This is a genomic window from Chondromyces crocatus (assembly GCF_001189295.1).
Taxonomy (GTDB): domain Bacteria; phylum Myxococcota_A; class Polyangia; order Polyangiales; family Polyangiaceae; genus Chondromyces; species Chondromyces crocatus.
Window position 1 is genome coordinate 534246 of record NZ_CP012159.1, and the last position, 18215, is coordinate 552460.

Genomic DNA, 18215 nt, shown 5'->3' on the forward strand with positions numbered 1-18215 from the left:
AAAGCGCGGGTCTCGGCGTGCTCCGAGGCCCCGTAGCGCCGAGGTGAACCGAGACCGAGCGCGCGCTCGGTAACAGCTCGCCTACTTCAAAAGCCAGCCGAACAAGAGGTGCTTGGTCGCATCGCGGGACACCGACGCGATCGAGTCCACGAGCGGAATCTCTTTCGGGCACACCTCCACGCAGTTCTGCGACTTGCCGCAGTCGGTCACACCGCCCTCCCCCATCACCGACTCCAGCCGAGCGGTCTTCTGCAGCTTGCCCGTCGGATGCAGGTTGTAGAGGCGCACCAGGCTGATCGCGAACGCACCCACGAAGTCGTTCGAAGGCCCGTACTGCGGGCACGCCTCGACACAGCAGCCGCACGTCATGCAGCGCGAGAGCGGGTAGCGCTCCTGCTGTGCTTCCGGTGACTCACGCGGACCAGGGCCAATCTCGTGCGTCCCATCGATGTCGATCCACGCGTGGACCCGCTTCATGTCCTCGAACATCCGACCGCGATCGACGATCAGATCCCGCACCAGCGGGAACTTCGACATGGGCTCGATGGTGATCACCTCACCCTTCGGCGCGAGGGCATCGACCAGCGTCGAGCAGGCCTGACGCACCCGCCCGTTCACCACCATCGTGCATGCACCGCAGACCTCCTCCAGACACACCGCCTCCCAGACCACCGGCGCGACCTCCTGGCCATCCGCCGTGCGCGGGTCCTTCTGGATCTGCTGGAGCGCACTGATCACGTTCATGCGCGGCAGGTAGGCGACCTTGAACTCCTCCCAGCGGCCCGTCTCGGGCCGATCCGGCGCATCCTGCCGCCGGATGCGGAGATGCACCACCCGCCCGCTCCCCTGCGGTGCGTCGGCGTGCTCGCTCGCGGACGCCGCGCCGGCCCTGCCCTTCCTCCCGGCCCCGCGCTTCGCCGCCCGCTCTCCGCTCGCCTCGCTCGCGTCCGTCATGACGACGCCCCCTCCTGCTCCGCCGTGCTCTTCGCGCTCGCCGCGCCGGCGTGCTCGTAGCGGCGCTCCCGGGGTACCACCAGCGAGGTATCCACCGCATCCGTCACGTGCACCCTCTCACCAGCGCAAACGTAATCGAAGGACCGCACGAAGCGCACCTCGCCCGGCCCGGCGTGCTGCACCAGCGTGGTGCGCAGCCACTCCGCGTCATTCCGCTGCGGAAAATCCGGCTTGAAGTGCGCACCCCGGGACTCGTCCCGCCGCATCGCCCCCTCGGCCACCACCCGCGCCAGCACGATCATGTTCTCCAGGTGACGCACGAACGGCGCCCCCTGGTTCACCCGCGGCGCGGCGTCGGTGCAGCGCACCCGCTTCACCCGCTCCTCCATCTCACCGAGTTCGGCGAGCACGCCGGACAGGAGCCCATTGTCACGCTCGATGGTGCAGTCGCGGAGCATGAGTTCGCCCAGGTCTGCATGCAGACGGTAAGCGTTCTCGATGTCCCCCTCGCTGTGCTTCTCCATCCGGTTCTGCGTGAGGATGCGCTGGTACGTCGCCTCGTGACGCCTCTCCGCCTCCTCGAAGACGGAACGCGGAACATCGAACGCACTGCGGCGCAGGCCCTTCCGGTAGCTCGCCACCGCAGGCCCGGCGACCATCCCCGCATAGAGGCACGAGAGGAGCGAGTTGGCACCGAGTCGATTCGCTCCGTGATACTGGTACTCCACCTCGCCGACCGCATAGAGACCGGGAATGCTGGTCGCCTGGTTCCTGGGCGATCCCACCTTCAGCGACCCGCTCGCATCCGCCTCGAAATCGACCCAGAGACCGCCCATCGAATAGTGCACGGCCGGAAAGACCCGCATCGGGTTCCTGTACGGATCGACGCCCGCGAACTTCTCGTAGATCTCCAGCACGCCAGCCAGACGATCCCGCAGGAACTTCTCGTCCTTGTGGGTCAGGTCCAGGTAGACCTCGAGTTCATTGCGCCCCGTGTCTGGGCTGAAGACACCGCGCCGTTCGTGGAAACAGGTCTTGAAGATCGCGCGGGAAGCAATGTCGCGGGGAACGAGGTTGCCGTAGCCCGGGTACATCCGCTCCAGGATGTAGTCGCGCTCGCGCTCGGGGATCTCCTTCGGATCGCGGCGATCCCGGACATCCTTCGGCACCCAGACACGCCCCCCTTCCCCGCGCGCGCTCTCCGAGATCAACCGCAGCTTGTCCGCCCCCGGGATGGCCGTCGGGTGGACCTGGATGAACTCACCGTTCGCGTAGACGGCCCCCTGCTGGTACACGGCCGAAGCCGCAGTCCCCGTGCAGATCACGCTCATCGTCGACCGACCGAAGAGCATGCCGCAGCCTCCCGTCGCGAGGACCACCGCATCCCCGGTGAAGGCCCGGATCTGCATCGACTTGAGATCCTGCGCGACACAGCCGACACAGGTGCCAGCCTCATCGAGCACGGCGCCGAGAAAATCCCAGTGCTCGAACTTGCGCACCATCCTCTCGCCTGGAATCCCCACGCCCAGCTCGTCTTTGACGTCGACGACCTCGTAACGGCGCACCTGCTCGTCGAGCGCGTAGAGCAGCTGCTGGCCCGTGGTCGCGCCCGCGAAGGCGGTGCGGTGGTAGAGCGTGCCCCCGAAGCGGCGGAAATCGAGCAACCCCTCCGGGGTCCGGTTGAAGGGGACACCCATCCGGTCGAGCATGTGCACGATGCCCGGAGCCGCGTCGGCCATGCCCTTGACCGGAGGCTGGTTCGCGAGGAAATCCCCCCCGTAGGCCGTCTCTTCGAGATGAATCTGCGCGCTGTCCCCTTCGCCCTTGGTGTTGACCGAAGCGTTGATCCCGCCCTGCGCACACGCCGAGTGCGAGCGCTTCACCGGAACGAGAGAGACGAGATCGACCGGAACCCCGGCCTCGCAGAGCTTGATGGTGGTCATCAGCCCGGCGAGCCCGCCACCGACGACCACCACCCGCCGGATCTTTCCCCCCTCACGCTTGATCATGTTCTTCGCGGCCATGGTCGAACCCGTCGTGTGACGCCGCGGCGTCGCGGCCTGGTGGGAATCAGGGCGTGGGCACGTCGACGCCCGTACGCGCGCCGAGGGACGCCGAGCCGAAGAGCCGGGAGCCCGTCGAGAAGTAGATCGCCGTGTTGGCCCCGAGCAAAAAGAGGAGCAGCCCGAGGACGCCGAACACCCACGCCGCGGTGGCCTGCGCTCGCCGGGAGACGGTGATCCCCCAGGAGAAACAGAACCCCCAGAGACCATTCGCGAAGTGGAAGACGCTCGCCGCGATGCCGACCAGGTAGATGAGCCCGATCAGCGGAACCGGACCGACCATGGACGACAGATTGGCGGAGAGGGCGGGGTAGAACTGCTCCGGAGCCATCCGCCCGAGCCACTTCGGCCCCCAGTACTCCCACAGGTGGAAGCCGACGAAGAGGAATGCGACGATGCCCGTCACCCGCTGCAGGGTGTACATCCAGTTGCGGGCGTAGGGATACTTGCCCACGTTGGACTTGCCCTCGAAGGCGAGCTTGACGCCGTAGAGAGCGTGAAACGCGAGCGGAAGGATGATGAGACCGATCTCCAGCACCGGCACGTACGGCATGCGTCCGATGTCGGCGACCGCCCTGTCGTACGCTTCCTGCCCTTGCAGCGCCTTCGCGTTCGTCCAGAGGTGGAACACCAGAAAGCCGCCCACCGGGACCACCCCGCTGAGCGAGTGGAGCTTGCGGAGCAGGAAGTGTCGGCGGCTCGGATGAAAGAGCGACTTCGCGGGCGCTACCTCGGACACGCTGACCTCGGCTCGTGGTTCCTGGGAGCCGGGGCGACGCGCGGCGCCTCCGCGCAGCACACCGGACCCCCCATCGGGCGGGCGCGGCCGGTGTATGGGATGGTGGCGGAGACGTCAAGGTGAAGGGCCCACGCAGTTTTCTCGGTGTTTGCTGGGGCGTGTTCCTGGGTCTGGGCCTCGGTGCGGCCGCGATCGCCTGTGGTGGCTCCGGCAAGGAGGGAGAACTCCCTTCCCCCATCCTGAGCGTGTCGATCCCGGCCCAGACCGAACTGCGTCAGCTCTTGCTGCGCTTCGCAGGCGCAACGCGACGCGAGCGCGCCGGGCTGGAGGGTGAACTCAAAGCCCTGCGCGCGCGGTATCCAAGCGACGAACTGGCGCGCGTGATCGACGCCCACCTCGCCTGGATCGCCCTCGACACCGACGACATCCCGCGCGCCGAGACCCTCTCCGCGCGGGTGCGCAGCGGCCCCCCTGGCGTGACCCGCGACCTGGCGCAGGTGATCCAGGGAGCCGCGAGCCGGCGCCGCGGCCGACCGGCAGAGGCCTACACGACGCTGCGGCCACTCGTCGGAAAGATCATCGATGACTACGTGAGCCGGATGCTCAACTGGGAGGTCGTGAACGCGGCCACCGAAGCGGGGCGCTGGGAAGCCGCGATCGATCTCGCCGACGTCTGGCTGCACGAGGCAGGCGAGGGCGAACGCACGAACGTGAGCAACCGCATCGCGGCCCTCCTCCCGCGCATCCCCGCCGAGGAGCTGGAGCGCGCGCTGCGCAAGCGTCAGGCCGAGCAGCAGGAAGATCTGGCAGAATCACAGCGGCTCTTGCGCGCAGCGCTCGCAGAGCGCCTGGCGGCGGTGGCACTCGAGAAGCGGGACGTACGCCTCGCGAAGGAACTGCTGCAATCCTCCGGCCCCTTGCTCGGCGCGATGGGGGATCGCATCGCCCAGCTCGCCGGTGGCGCGACCATCGCCCGGGTGGGCGCCCCGACCGTGGGGCTGCTGCTGTCGGTGCGCACCGCAGAGGCCCGACGGCGAGGGGCACAGATGGCGGCCGGCGTGTCGTTCGGGCTCGGGCTGCTGCGCTCGACGGGAGCGCCGAAGCCGCAGACGCAGCCGGCGCAGCTGGTGAGCCGGGACGACGGCGCGCTGGACGAAGCGGATCGAACGGACGAAGCGCTGACCGCGCTCGTGGGTGAAGGAGCCGCCGTCCTGGTGACGGGGGTGGATCGGGGTCAAGCGACGGCGGCCGCCTCGTTCGCGCGGACGCACGAGATCCCGGTGCTGCTCCTGCATCCTCCCGATCCAGGCGCGGTGGTCGGCCCGTTCGTGTTCGTGGTGGGGGAAGAGCCAGGCCGGGTCTCGGAAGGCCTGACCGCGGCACTGGGAGCGCGCGGGGCGCGGCCTATCGCCCTGGTGGACGAAGCGTCGAACCTGGGCTCGGCGGCGCGCCCCTCGGGCGTCACGGTCGCGCTCTCCTGCGACGGCTCGATGGAGGAGCGGACGTTCCGGATGGCATCGGTGCGTGGCCTGGCCTTGAACGGGGACGTGGGCTGCGCGGAGCGCGCCCTGCAAGCGACGAACGGCCTGCGCCTGGAGGTCGCCTTCGGGCTGGAGGCAGCGTACGCAGCGACCCCGCACGCCATCCATGCGGTAGCGGGGCAGTTCCCGTTCGATGCCGACGCCGACGCCTTGATCGAATGGTCGCGGGTGCAGACCGGAGTCCCCGGCTGGTGGGCGGCGCTCGGGCGTGACGCAGCGCTGCTGGCGCAAGCTGGCGTGCTGGGCCTGCCGAACCGTGAGACGGAAGATCCAGGCGAAGTGAAAGCACGTCGGCGGTCGGTTCGAGATCGGCTCGCAGAGGCCAAGGCTTCGCTGTGGACGACGGCAGCACCCGGTTTCGGGGGAGCGCAGCGTTTGTCGCGCGAGCTGCAGACGCGGGAGACGACGGGCACGCAGCGCTGAGGCGGCGGGCGGGGCCCCCGAGGGGACCAATGAAACGCGGGGAAGGAGCCGGAGGCCCGTTGACGACCCGAGCCTCCGTCTCTCGTGAACCGGCCGCTCCCCGACCGACCTCCAGCGCTGAGCCACCTGGAGACATCCCCACGACCAACACCGCTTTCCTGAACCCCGGGAGGCTCGCTGCAAACTCCGGGAAGCCGGCTGCAAACCCCGGGAGGCCCGCTGCAAACCCCGGGAGGCCCGCTGCAAACTCCAGGAGGCTCGCTGCAAACTCCGGGAGGCCCGCTGCAATCTCCAGGAGGCCCGCTGCAAACTCCGGGAGGCCCGCTGCAATCTCCAGGAGGCTCGCTGCAATCTCCGGGAGGCCCGCTGCAATCTCCGGGAGGCTCGCTGCAATCTCCGGGAGGCTCGCTGCAATCTCCAGGAGGCTCGCTGCAATCTCCGGGAGGCCCGCTGCAATCTCCGGGAGGCCCGCTGCAATCTCCGGGAGGCTCGCTGCAATCTCCGGGAGGCTCGCTGCAATCTCCGGGAGGCTCGCTGCAACCTCCGGGAAGGCCGCTGCAACCTCCCGGAGGCTCACTGCAAACTCCGGGAACGTCCCTTCTGGATCCACAACCGTCGTCGCGAGAACCCGTCAGGGCCTCCGGCCCCTCGCCCGCGCAGCAGCACGGCGCGCGCACGCCCCCCTTCGCAGCCTCAGCGGCGCCCGCTGCCCACCGTGACCACACGCGCCACGGCCAGCGCCTTCAGCGCGGTGGGGCTCCCCTCGTAGGGATCCTGTTGTGGATGGACCTCCGCGATCAGTCGCGCCCGCATGCGCGGCGAAAGCGGAAGCTCCTTGCTCAGGGCTTCCGGCAGGTACGTCGCGACGGGCTCGGGAGCGTTCGCCGTGTGCAAAAGACTGCGGATCCACGTCTGACCGAGCACCGAGCGCTTCTGGTAGGCGCGCTGTTCCACGAGCATCCGTTCTACCTGGGCGTCGAACTGAGCGGGGCCCACCGGTCGTGCACCAGGGGCGGGAGCTGGACTCGGGACCTGCGCGACGGCGTCACGAATCCGCAGGATCAGACCCTCCGCCACGCCGGGTGCCCGCTGAACGCCCGGCGTCTTCGTCACCTCGGCAACGCCCTCGAGGGCGTCCTTGACCCGCTTGTCGGCCGCGTAAGGCGCCGAGGCAGCGATCGTGGCCTGGAGGGCTTCCCAGGGATCGAAGGGAAACGACAGCTCACCAGCGACCAAGGCCAGCGGAGGTACCAGGGAGCCATCGGGGCGGATGGCGCCGTGCAAGGCCTCCTCGATACCGGCACCATCGACGGCGTCGCCGCGCGCGAGGACCCGCTGGACCAGGCGCCGCTGCTGGATCTCCTGCGTCTCGGCGCCTTCTTCCTGGGACTCGGGCTCGTCCAGGGAAAAGTCGAGCGGATCAGCCTCCGCCTCCTCGGTAAGCTCGGGGATCGGTTTCGGCGGCGTGAGGGCCTGCAAGGTCGTCCAGCGAGGCTCGGCGAGGATGACGTCGGCCTGCGCCGCATCGACCCAGAGCAGCGTGGTCGCGTCGCGGCCAACGGGGCGGGCGGGCGCCGACGGCGTCGCCGGCTTGGGAGCCACCTCGGCCGTCGAAGAGCGCTCGAGGATCGCGGCAGCACCACCCGGGCCGACCGCGCCCGTCATCGCCGCCTCGCCGATGGTCCGCGGGGGAGGCGGAGGAGGCGGTGGCGGGGGCGCCGGCTGCACCATCGCCGGAAGGGGCGCCGGAGGCGGTGCAGGCGGCGGGGTCAAGGCCACACCGAGGGGAAGCCCAGGGACCGGCGGAGGCGCAGGGACCACGAGGCCAGGAGAGCTCGGCACCGGGGGAGGTGCCGGGGTGACATGGGGAACCGGAGGCTGCGGCGCGGGCATGCCGGCCCACGCATTGCCGCGAGACGAAGGCCGCGGCGGTGGCGGCGCGGTGCGCGAGGGGCGCGACGGGCGCACGGGCGAAGGGAGCTCCGCCGTCACGTTGGGATCACCAGGAACACCGCGAGGACGAGGGGGCTGTACGGGGCTGGCGACGCTGGGGATGCCGCGGCCTCGGACGGCCTGCGCCGGGGAGAACGGGAGGACCGTCGCGTCGGTGACGACGGCCTCGTAGGTCAAGTCACCGTCGAAAACAGGATGATCATCGCGGGTCTGATCGGGTCGCGCCACGGGAGCGGCCCACCCGGCGCGCGCCCCGGCGCCATCGAGGGAGACGACGACCTGACCGGGAGGATTGGGGCGGTCGAGGGAGAGCTGACCTCGCCACACGAGCGAGCAGGTGCCTCGATCGGTGTCGATCCAGAGCGTATCGCAGACGAGACGCACCTCTTCGGGGCCCGCGCCGGGGCGCTCCACAAGGGCGACGGGGGCAGTGCCAGGGAGCGCCGTGACGAGCCGCGCATGCTGAGGATGCAGGTGCTCGAGCACGATCCGGGTATCGGCACGCAGCTCGTCGAGCTGCTGGTCACCCGGCGCGGCGTTGAAGAACCGAAGGTCGATGCCTTCGGGCATGGGCTGACCGAAACGCCCACCGGCCTGCAAGAACGCGGAAGCGTGCTGGTGGAGCTTGTCGAGGCGCGAGGGCCACGTGGGCGCGATGGGACCAAACCCCACCGGCGGAACGAGATCGCCACGTCGCGCGAGGTGCAGGCCAGGGGGCTGCAGGTTGGGGATGGCAATGGCGCCGTAGCTGTCGGCGACATCAGGCCTCATCCCGACGGGGTTCGTGGTGTCCGGCCCACCGCCCGCACGCTCGTAGCGCAGCGGCATCCGCGCGAAGCGAGGCCCTTCGCGTAGCTGGCCATCGAGCGTCCAGGCCCGGTCACAGACGACCTCCACCGTCTTGTCCACGTCACCCACGACGAGGCGCGCGGTCAGCGATCGCGTCGCTTCCCCGTGCGGCGCGAACGCATGGCCCACGAGCAGGACATCACCGCGCACCTTGAACGGCACGAGATCCGTCGGCGCATAGAGGCTGCGCGAGGGATCGTCGTTCCAGTAGTTGTCGTCCTCGTTCGGGTCATCCTGCTGACCTGCGAGCTCGCAGACACCTGGCGCGAGGTGATACGTCGCCTTCACGGCGAACGAGAGGGCCCACATTCCGACGCGGGGTTGCCAGTGCAACGACGCGACCCGGAGCGAACAGGTCGAGACAACCTCCATGATACGACGCTGATATATCACCGCCGAAGCGCGCCGTGCATCCGGCGATCCGTGATTGTTCTCCGCACTTTACCGACCGGGAGCCGGCGCTTACGATGGCGCGTTCCTCCCGCGCTGCGGAGGCAGAAGGAGCAGAGGCACACCCCCATGGCACGCGCAGGCAGAGTCGGGGATCAGGCGTTGTGCCTGACGGACGGTCGGATCGGTCCCGGCAAAGAGGGCTCACCCGATGTCTTGATCAACGGGCGCGCAGCGCTGCGGGTCTGCGATCCCGGCGAGCACCACGTGGGCGGCTCATGGGAAGCGGCGAAGGGCAGCACGGGTGTCTTTTTCAACGGCATGCCGGCCCATCGACTCGGTGATCAGACCAAGCACGGGGACGCGCAAGGTCAGCTGACCGACGCCAGCCCCAACGTCTTCATCGGAGAGATGGGTGGAGGCGCCTCGAAGTCGGTCCCCCACGACCGGTCAGTGACCCTCGAAGTCACCGATGGCAGACAGCGCCAGATCCAGCAGGCCGTGGCCCGCGTCACCTGCCCGCACAAGACGTACGAAGACCAGACGTTCACGCACCGCGTCGTATTGACCGGACTCTGCGATGGCGCCTCGGTGACACTGGTGAAATCACTCCAGCAGGGAGAGTGGGACGCTGCGACCACCCGCGGAGGAACCGTCTCTCCCTCCTACGCCCTGCTGAACGGCGGCGAATCCGCAGCGGCGACCCCTGCTGCCGGAACGACGGCTGGAGCCTCTGCTGCCGCAGCGCCCGCAGCTGCCGCACCGCCCGCCGCAGCAGCACCTGCCGCTGGCGTCTCCGGGGCCGCAGCCCCACCTGCCGCGGTGATCCCTGGTGCAGCAGCCTCACCTGTCGCCGTCGCTCCAAGCGCAGCCGTCGCTCCGAGCGCAGCCGCCCCACCTGCCGCGGTAGCGCCGGGTGCGGCAGCCTCACCTGTCGCCGTCGCTCCGGGTGCAGCCGCGACGCCCGCCTCGGCAGCCGCCGCAACGCCTGCCGCAGCCGCGACGCCCGTCTCGGCGGCCCCCCCTGCCGCGGCGGCCACGCCCTCGGCCAGCCCCCCGGTCGCACTCCCTCAGGCCTCGAACCTCGTCTCGTCCGCCGCGCCCACCAGCTACACCGTCCAGCGAGGCGACACGCTCAGCGCCATCGCCTCGCGCAACAACACCACCGTCGCTGCCATCCGCCAGGCGAACCCGCAGATCACGAACCCCAACCAGCTCTCGGTCGGCCAGCAGATCAAGATGCCCGGCGCGGCCACGCCGCAGGCCGCACCTCCAGCGACCCCCCAGCAGCCGGTGCAGCCCGGGCAGCAAGCGGTCCACGCGCCTGCGCCCTCCGGCACCCCGGGCGGCGAGAGCCAGGTCACCGTCGCGCGCCCGAGCACGGCAACGACCCGTGTCCAGCTCACCACGGTCCACAACTGGGTCGAGACCATGTACCAGGCCTTCGGCCTGACGCTGCCCACGGGCGCGAAGCAGGTCGCACTGCTGGGCGTGCGCGAGGCTTCCCTCGGAGGCACCGAGGCCAACGCCGCGGCCGGCAACAACGTCGAGACGCGCAACAGCCGCGTCGCGGCCATGAGCACCGCGACCAAGTACGACGATCTCCTCTACGTCGTCTGGACCGACAACGACGCCGCCGCGACCCAGAAGGTCGAAGTCTTCGCGTGCACCATCGACCCCGGTGGCACGGCGAGCAGCCTCGGGACCCCCTACCTGCTCGAAGGCAAGGAGTACCTCTGCAAGCCGGGTCATCACATCCCCAAGAAGTATCCCGGGAGCGACATCGCGCTGCACATCTACACGGCCAACTACGGCAAGATCAAACTCGCCCGTGAGGTCACCAAGTCCTATCGAATCTTCCGCGACGTCGCGAGCGCCAAGACCTCGAACAACTGGAAGTTCGTCAACACCGAAGACAACACGACCATCCACATGCACTTCGGCGGCACGGGCGCGAACGTGGGCGGGTGGTCCGTCGGATGCACGGTGCTCCAGCACCAGATCTCCTCCGCACGGTACAGACGCTTCCAGGAGATCTACCGAGGCGCATCCAACAAGACGCGGATCCCCTACCTCGTGGTCTCCAGCCAGTACGTGCGCCTCTACTCCGAGTGGGTGAAGAAGGTCGACGAGACCCCAGGCCAGCCGATCGAGACGAAGAGCATCATCGTCGAGAGCGCGCTGAAATCGCCGCGAGGCAAGACCGGCCAGTACATCCCGTCGATCATGACCGAGGCCTTCGCCAACGCGATCCTCGATCTCGCCGACAGCAACAGCACCAACGCCGTCCGCGCGGCCAACCTGCGCAACTCCCTCGACGCCTCGCTGTTCACGCTCTCGATCTAGAACACCACCTCCCTGGGCAGCACTGGCCCGCGAGACGCGAGACACCATGGCGCGTTGCAGCGGGCAGCCGAAAGCTCCCGCCCGGCGCGCTGGTGCTCGCGAAGGCGGCAGAGCCGGCGTTACCCTGCACCGATGCGTCAGCCAGCGTTTCCGGTCGCACCGCCCCTTGCCGTGCGAGATCACTGGTTGCTCGATCCCGCGATCGCCTTTCTCAACCACGGCTCGTTCGGAGCGTGTCCACGCCCCGTGCTCGACGCACAATCGCGTTTCCGCGAGCAGATGGAGCGGGAGCCCGTGCGGTTCTTCACGCGCGAGCTGGAGCCACTGCTCGATGGCGTGCTGAGCGCGCTGGCAGCGTTCCTCGGAGCCGACCCCGAGGAACTCGCCCTCGTCCCCAATGCGACGGCTGGCGTGAACACGGTGCTCCGCTCGCTCGAGCTGGGCCCAGGAGACGAGCTGCTCACGACCGACCACGCCTACAACGCTTGCCGCAACGCCCTCGACGACGCGGCGCGGAGGGCAGGCGCTCGGGTGGTCGTCGCCCCGGTCCCCTTCCCCGTGAAAACGGCAGACGAGGTGATCGAGGCCGTGCTCCGCGCGACGAGTCCCCGGACCCGGTTCGCGCTCATCGACCACGTCACGAGTCCGACGGGACTGGTGCTCCCGGTCGCCCCGGTCGTCGCCGCGCTGTCACGACGGGGGGTGGAGGTGCTCGTCGACGGCGCCCATGCACCGGGGATGGTCCCGCTCGATGTGCACGCACTCGGTGCGGCTTACTATACGGGCAACTGCCACAAGTGGATGTGCGCTCCCAAAGGTGCAGCATTCCTTCATGTCGAGCGCTCCAGACGGCATCGGATTCGCCCCCTGGTCATCAGCCATGGTGCGAATGCGACACGCCAGGATCGATCGCGCTTCCGCCTGGAGTTCGACTGGACGGGCACCTTCGATCCGACCCCCTTCCTGTGCATCCCCGAAGCGATTCGATTCATGGCGAGCCTCGGACCGGGTGGTGGTGGGTGGAGCGCCCTGATGAAACACAACCGCGCCATGGCCATGGCTGCACGGGCGATCATGGCAACGAAGCTTGGCTGTGCGCTGCCCTGTCCCGAGGAGATGCTCGGCGCACTGGCCGCCCTCCCCTTGCCACCTCGGCGGGACGCCGTGGAGGAAGGAGCGCTGATCGACCCCCTCCAGACCGCGCTGCTCGAGACGTACGGGGTCGAGGTGCCCATCGTCCCGTGGCCAGCCCCGAGCGGACGCCTCGTACGGATCTCGGCTCAGATCTACAATCAGCAGCAGGAGTACGAGCGCCTGATCGACGCTCTGGAGAGGCTGCTCCGCGGCGCCGGGTCTTCTGAATCCGTCCGTTCACAGTGATCGAGTGACGTCGTGAGCCGGACCCATGGCCAGGGCCATGGCAAGGATGTCACGGTTGGACTGCAGCGCACGGGTGGGAGCAGCGCGAGCTACGCGCTTCGCAGTGGATGAGAAGCGGGGTTTGCGCCACGGGGGACATGGCCCTTTCGTTGCATGGGGCCCGCCTCGGCTTATCAGTACGCTTGTGCTTCTTCGTCAGTCGAGCGAGTGTCGAATGTTCGACGGGGGTCCTGGCTTCCCGCTTGCTGCGTGGCTGACTGCTAGCCGTTGGAGGGATCAATGCGCCGCAGACTTGTCTATCCGCATCTCGGAATCGGGCTCCTCGCGTTGGGCGTCGTCACCTCGGCCGCCCTGGGTTGCTCAGGAGAAGGTCTCACGCCTCCCCCCACGGGGAGCAGCGTCGCGATGACGGCGAACCCGCCGCCCCCCATCAGCGGTGGGACGCTGCTCGTGACGGCGGATGGGCGCACCGCCGTGGCAGGCGATCCCGATCGGCATGGAATCTGGCTGGTCGACCTGGAGCGGGAGGCGGTGAACTTCCTCCCCGTCGGAGAGCTCGAAGAGCCGGGTCGCGTCGTGGAGGGGGCTCTGGGGCGAGCGCACGTCGCCCTGCGCCGCGGTGGAGCGGTCCTCACGCTCGATCTGGAGAGCCGCTCGATCGTGGACCGCCGTGACGTCTGCGTGGCACCGAGCGGGATGGCGTACGACGCCGCGAGCGACACCCTGCACGTCGCCTGCATGGGCGGCGAGCTGATCGCCATGCCGGCAGCTGGAGGCGCGGCGACGCGAAAGCTGCGCCTCGACCGGGATCTGCGGGACGTGGTGGTCGATGGAGACCGGCTCCTGGTGACCATGTTCCGGTCCGCCGAGACGCTGGTCGTGGACGCCAGTGGCGAAGTGCTGGAGCGGCGTCAGCTGCCGGCGTTCGTCTCCAACGGGGGCTCGGGGTTGACCTACGTGCCCTCGGTCGCGTGGCGAATGGCCTCTGTGCCCGGCGGCGGCGCGCTGGTCGTTCATCAGCGGGCGCAGTCCTCGCCCGTGGTGGTGAATCCGGGGCAGTTCTATTACGGAAACCCCGACTGTGACGGCAACATCGTCCACACGACGGTGAGCTTGCTGGGGTCGGCGCAAGAGGCGGGGGACGAGAAGCTGGCGGCGGCCGCGCCCGCAATCCCGATGGTGGGGTTGCCCGTCGACGTGGCGGTGTCGCGCTCCGGTGAGGCGATCGCCGTGGTCGGCGCCGGGAACGACAGGCTGGTGATCACGACACGCTCGACGATCGTGGACGACTCTGGCTGGGGGAGCTGCATGCCGGGCACCCTGGATGAGCCCATGCCAGGGCAGCCGGTCGCGGTGGCATTCAAGGGCGAAGGAGAGGAGCTGCTCGTGCAGCTCCGGGAGCCAGCGGGGCTGGTCTTCTGGCGAGGAGGAAACCAGCGCACGCTGTCGTTCCCCGGAGCCAGCGTGCGCGACACGGGCCACGAGATGTTCCATCGGCCGCCGGCCACCTTCGCGGCCATGTCCTGCGCTTCGTGTCACCCCCAAGGACACGAGGACGGCCACACCTGGAACTTCGATCCCATCGGCCTCCGGCGAACGCAGGCGCTCGGTGGCGGGATCCTCCAGACAGCCCCACTCCACTGGGATGGGGACATGGAGGACCTGGAGCACCTGATGGGCGAAGTGCTCGTGGGCCGGATGGCAGGGAACACGCCCAGCATGCGGCAAGAACGCCTGATGGCGCGCTTCCTGGACAGCATCCCCGCCTTCCCCGCCTCGCCGCCGGAAGATCCGGGGGCGGTGCTCCGCGGAGAAGCCCTCTTCAAGAGCGAGGCGGTCGGCTGTGCCAGCTGCCACTCGGGGTCGATGCTCACGAACAACCGCAACGAGAGCGTGGGCAGAGACGAGACGCTGCAGGTGCCGACGCTCATCGGCCTGAGTGGGCGAGCACCGTTCATGCACGACGGCTGCGCGGCGACCCTGCATGATCGCTTCGATCCCGCGTGCGGTGGGTCGCAGCACGGGGATGTCTCCCGGTTGACGCAGGACGAGCTGGACGATCTCGTCGTCTACCTCGAGTCCCTGTAGCGAGAGCCGGCGCTCCAGCGTCGCGGGGAACCGAGCATTCGCGCGAAGCTCGCGGATGCTCGGCGACCACCGAGAGGCCGGAGCCGCCCTACCACCCGGGCGCCCGCGCCAGCCACCAGGGCGCCCGCGCCATCAGGCACCAGCATCATCAGGGCGCCCTCATCACCAGGCGCTTGACCCCTCAGCGCTCACGAAGAGAGATGCTCACCACTTCACGAGCACGCGCGGCGGGCTGACTTCGACACGGAGCGATCCGACATCCACCACCACGTCGAGGAACGCGCTGCCAGGTTGGGCGGTGTCGACGGTCGTACCCTTGAGCTCGACGAGAGGGACGACGGCTTCCGGGGCCAGCGCGTTCACCTCCTCGGTGGTGCCGGTGATGCGCACGGTGACCGAGGCGGGCGTGGTGCGCGCTCGCGGGAGCCCGACCACCTCGACCTTGCGATCGAACGATCGGGTGACCATCTCGCGGGTCACTTCCAGCGTCGCCTTCACGCTGTCGGCATCATAGACGACCAGCTTCGGCGGACGATCCAGCGCCAAGGTACGATCGTAGGTCCCCGTGGTGAGACCTGTCACGTCGAAGGCCTCGGTCCGCGCGTACTGCATGACCTCGACGATGGACTGGGGCCCTCGCGCCTTCACCGACATCGGCTCGACGGCGATCTTCTCCTTCACCTCGAAGCCCGTCGGCAGCTCGCCAGTCCGGGAGACCTGCACTGGAATGACGCGGGTGATCACGTCGTCCCACCGAAGCTCGATGCGCGGAGGATAGATCTGCTCGGCCGTGAGCCCCTCGGGCACGTGGAACATGGACTGATCGAGCTCCACGTAGGGGACGCGGCCGGTCCGCAGATCGAGCTGCAAGGTGCCGAGGTCATCAGCGCGAAGATCGTCGAGCTGGGTGCGCGAGCCGCTCAACGTGACGGCGACCTCCGTCGGAAGCTGGGTCATGAGCTGACGGTTCAGCTCTTCCTTGGGCATGACGGAGACGACGCTGACCGAGAAGGTCCGCTGCGCGTTCTCCGCACCGTGGATGAAGGCGTAAAATCCCAGCGCGAACGCGAGGGACATCGCCTTCAACCCGAGGTTCTCCAGGAAGGCGGAGCGAAGGATGCCGCGAACGCCCTGGTTCACGAGTCGTCCCGGTGGGGGGTGCTGCCACTGGAGCCCGTCGGCACGAAGGTGCGCTGACTGGGGACGGGTGGCGAAAGTCGCGCCTCGGCGTCGTCACCGCTCTCGGGCGAGGGCGTGCTCTTCGTCTCACCTCGTGGCTCGGCCAGCTTTCCTGCGGGCATGTCCGTCACCGCAGGCCGCGAGCGTTCACCCGAGAGTCGCTCGGTGTCGTGGACGACCGAGGAGCGAACCTCTGCCGGCTTCATGGGGGTCGAGGTGGGCAGCTTGGTCGTGGTCGTCACCAGGGGCATGGAGGACTTCGGGGCGAGCTTGTCCGACGCGCCCGAGCGCGTCAAAGCGGCCGGCTTGCCGACCTGGGATTCCCCGGTCGGCGTGGTGGTGGCCGAGCGAGGTGTCGGGATCGACGGCGGCCCACTGGTGAGCAGCGACGTCCGCGTGGGTCGACGAGCAAAGCGGCGCTTGCGCGAGGAGCGCCCGAACAGCCCGAGGAGAGCATGCTTCAGCGACTGGCCGTCGAGGTTCGAGACGATGTTGCCGCTGAAGCAGAAGCTGATGGTCCCGCGCTCCTCGCTGACCACCACCACCACGGCGTCGGTCTCCTCCGTGATCCCCAGCGCGGCGCGATGGCGAGAGCCGAGGCTGGCATCCAGGATCTTGGTCTCTGGCATCGGGAAGAACACACCCGCGCGCGCGATCTTCAGATCGCGAATGAGCACGGCACCATCGTGCAGTTTGTTCACCGACTCCGGGACGAACAGCGAGACGAGCAGCTCCCGGGTGACCAGGGAGTCGATCAGGATGCCTTCGCTCTTCACGAACTCCAGCACGTTCGCGTCCTGCTCGAAGGCGATGATCGCTCCCATGCGATGACGCGCGAGCTCGGTCGCAGCGGCGACCACCTCGTCGATGACCCGGGACTGCTGCTCACGACCGGCGGAGAACCACGCCTTCCCACCGACCCGGATCAGCGCGCGGCGGATGTCGTTCTGAAAGACGACGACGACGATCAGGATGATCGAGGAGAGCAGCCACGAGAGGAGGCTCAGGAGCGTCGTGAGCCTGAAGACCTTGGCGCCGAGATAGACAAGAAAGACGATCCCGAGCCCCAGGCCCATCTGCATCGCGCGCGTCCCTCGCAGCACCAGCAGCGCGCGGTACACGACGTAGGCGACAATGAAGATGTCGAGCAGATCTCGGAAGATTTGCAGTGGAGGTCTGGCTGAAAATAGACGAAGAAAGCCTTCGATCATCGGCGCGTGCCCTCATCACGTCGAGGGATGGCGAGAGACCCGTGGAGAGCATCTGCAGAAGCTTTGGATCCGTGCGTGGCAGCACCGCGCTCCACCCGTGACACGGCCGCGCTCAGCGCGAGGGCCTGACGGACCGGCGCGACGTCGTGCACACGCACGATGGCAGCCCCTCGCTCCGCGCAGGCGACGCAAGCGGCGATGGTCGCGCCGAGCCGCTGCTCGGGCGCTGCTTCGGGCAGCCCGGAATCTTCGTGGGTTGCTGCCCGCGCAAGGAACGACTTTCGACTCGGACCGACCAGCACCGGGAACCCGAGCGCGCAAAGCTCGCGCAGCCGCGCGACGAGCTCGAGCGAATGGCGAGCATTCTTCGCGAAGCCGAAACCAGGATCGAAGACGAGCTCGCCTCGCGGGAGGCCTGCACCCACCGCAAGCTCGGCCGCCGCCGTCCACTCGCGCGCGACATCCGCGACGACATCCTGGTAGGCATCGTCTGCGTAGGCCGAGAAGCCCTTCATGTCTCCCATCGTCCCCCGGCTGTGCATCAAGACGAGCGCCGCATCGTAACGAGAACAGAGGGCTCCGAGGGCCGCCGCGGCATCGAGGGAGACCGTGTTGACCACTGCCGCCCCTTCATCGAGGGCATACTCGGCGACCGCCGCAGACGTCGTATCGATCGATACCAGGGCGCCCCGCCTGACGGCATCGCGCACACCGCTGCCGAGCCGGGCGATCTGGTCGCGATCCGACACATGCTCCGAGCCAGGTCGCGTCGATTCTGCGCCGATGTCGATGATGTCCGCCCCTTCGGCAAGCATCGCCTCGATGTACGCACTTGCAGCCGCATCACTGGTGAACCGGCCGCCGTCGGAAAAAGAGTCCGGCGTCCTGTTCAACACACCCATGATCAACACACGCTGACGTGCAGAGAGCAGCGTGGTTAACCGAGACATTTCTTGTGGGTAGCAACTTCTACGCCGAACGGCAATTCCCTTGTCGGGATGCAGGGGGCTTTGCTAGTGTCGCGGTTCTGCTTGGTCCCCTGAGGGACGACGCCGATCGTACTGGCGACGCTCTGCAGGCTTCCTGTGGTCAGGCAATG

11 protein-coding genes are annotated in these 18215 nt (G+C 68.5%); 4 read left to right on the forward strand and 7 right to left on the reverse strand.

What is annotated here, in order from left to right; genetic code table 11:
* Positions 1-81 precede the first annotated feature (81 nt).
* From sdhB to CMC5_RS02025, 3 genes are read right to left on the reverse strand one after another with little or no spacing between them, the layout of a single operon-like run.
* A complete protein-coding gene (gene sdhB, locus CMC5_RS02015) occupies positions 82-954 on the reverse strand; it encodes a succinate dehydrogenase iron-sulfur subunit (protein ID WP_050428828.1) in 873 nt (290 codons plus the stop codon).
* The gene (sdhA, locus tag CMC5_RS02020; RefSeq protein WP_050428829.1) at positions 951-2978 is read right to left on the reverse strand and encodes a succinate dehydrogenase flavoprotein subunit; all 2028 of its coding nucleotides are present in this window, start codon (positions 2976-2978) and stop codon (positions 951-953) included. Before sdhA ends, sdhB begins: the two co-directional genes overlap by 4 nt.
* A gap of 46 nt (positions 2979-3024) precedes the next feature.
* Entirely contained in the window at positions 3025-3756 is a 732-nt protein-coding gene (locus CMC5_RS02025; protein WP_050435658.1) for a succinate dehydrogenase/fumarate reductase transmembrane subunit, read from the reverse strand.
* Positions 3757-3914: 158 nt separating this feature from the next.
* On the opposite strand from CMC5_RS02025, the gene CMC5_RS02030 reads away from it, so the two are divergent.
* Positions 3915-5720, forward strand: coding sequence for an ABC transporter substrate-binding protein (locus CMC5_RS02030; protein WP_050428830.1), 1806 nt, complete (start codon positions 3915-3917; stop codon positions 5718-5720).
* 693 nt (positions 5721-6413) lie between these two features.
* Here the strand turns inward: CMC5_RS02030 and CMC5_RS02035 are convergent.
* Positions 6414-8894 (reverse strand): DUF2169 family type VI secretion system accessory protein, encoded by a 2481-nt coding sequence (locus tag CMC5_RS02035; RefSeq protein ID WP_082362162.1) that lies wholly within the window; start codon positions 8892-8894, stop codon positions 6414-6416.
* 147 nt (positions 8895-9041) lie between these two features.
* On the opposite strand from CMC5_RS02035, the gene CMC5_RS02040 reads away from it, so the two are divergent.
* From CMC5_RS02040 to CMC5_RS02050, 3 genes are all read left to right on the forward strand, one after another.
* Complete coding sequence (locus CMC5_RS02040; RefSeq protein ID WP_050428832.1) at positions 9042-11258, forward strand: LysM peptidoglycan-binding domain-containing protein; 2217 nt, start codon at positions 9042-9044, stop codon at positions 11256-11258.
* A 132-nt stretch (positions 11259-11390) separates the two neighbouring features.
* Positions 11391-12638, forward strand: coding sequence for an aminotransferase class V-fold PLP-dependent enzyme (locus CMC5_RS02045; RefSeq protein WP_050428833.1), 1248 nt, complete (start codon positions 11391-11393; stop codon positions 12636-12638).
* 279 nt (positions 12639-12917) lie between these two features.
* The gene (locus CMC5_RS02050; protein ID WP_050428834.1) at positions 12918-14726 is read left to right on the forward strand and encodes a cytochrome-c peroxidase; all 1809 of its coding nucleotides are present in this window, start codon (positions 12918-12920) and stop codon (positions 14724-14726) included.
* Between the two features lie 204 nt (positions 14727-14930).
* On the opposite strand, the gene CMC5_RS02055 is transcribed toward CMC5_RS02050, so the two are convergent.
* Genes CMC5_RS02055 through folP form a run of 3 tightly spaced genes read right to left on the reverse strand, consistent with a single transcriptional unit; the run spans position 14931 to position 18018 of the window.
* Positions 14931-15866: a CdaR family protein gene (locus CMC5_RS02055; RefSeq protein ID WP_050428835.1), complete on the reverse strand. Its 936-nt coding sequence runs from the start codon at positions 15864-15866 to the stop codon at positions 14931-14933.
* Positions 15863-17116, reverse strand: a complete 1254-nt coding sequence (cdaA, locus tag CMC5_RS47185; protein WP_082362163.1) for a diadenylate cyclase CdaA — start codon at positions 17114-17116, stop codon at positions 15863-15865. Before cdaA ends, CMC5_RS02055 begins: the two co-directional genes overlap by 4 nt.
* The gene (folP, locus tag CMC5_RS02065) at positions 17113-18018 is read right to left on the reverse strand and encodes a dihydropteroate synthase (protein ID WP_082362164.1); all 906 of its coding nucleotides are present in this window, start codon (positions 18016-18018) and stop codon (positions 17113-17115) included. Before folP ends, cdaA begins: the two co-directional genes overlap by 4 nt.
* Positions 18019-18215: the final 197 nt, after the last annotated feature.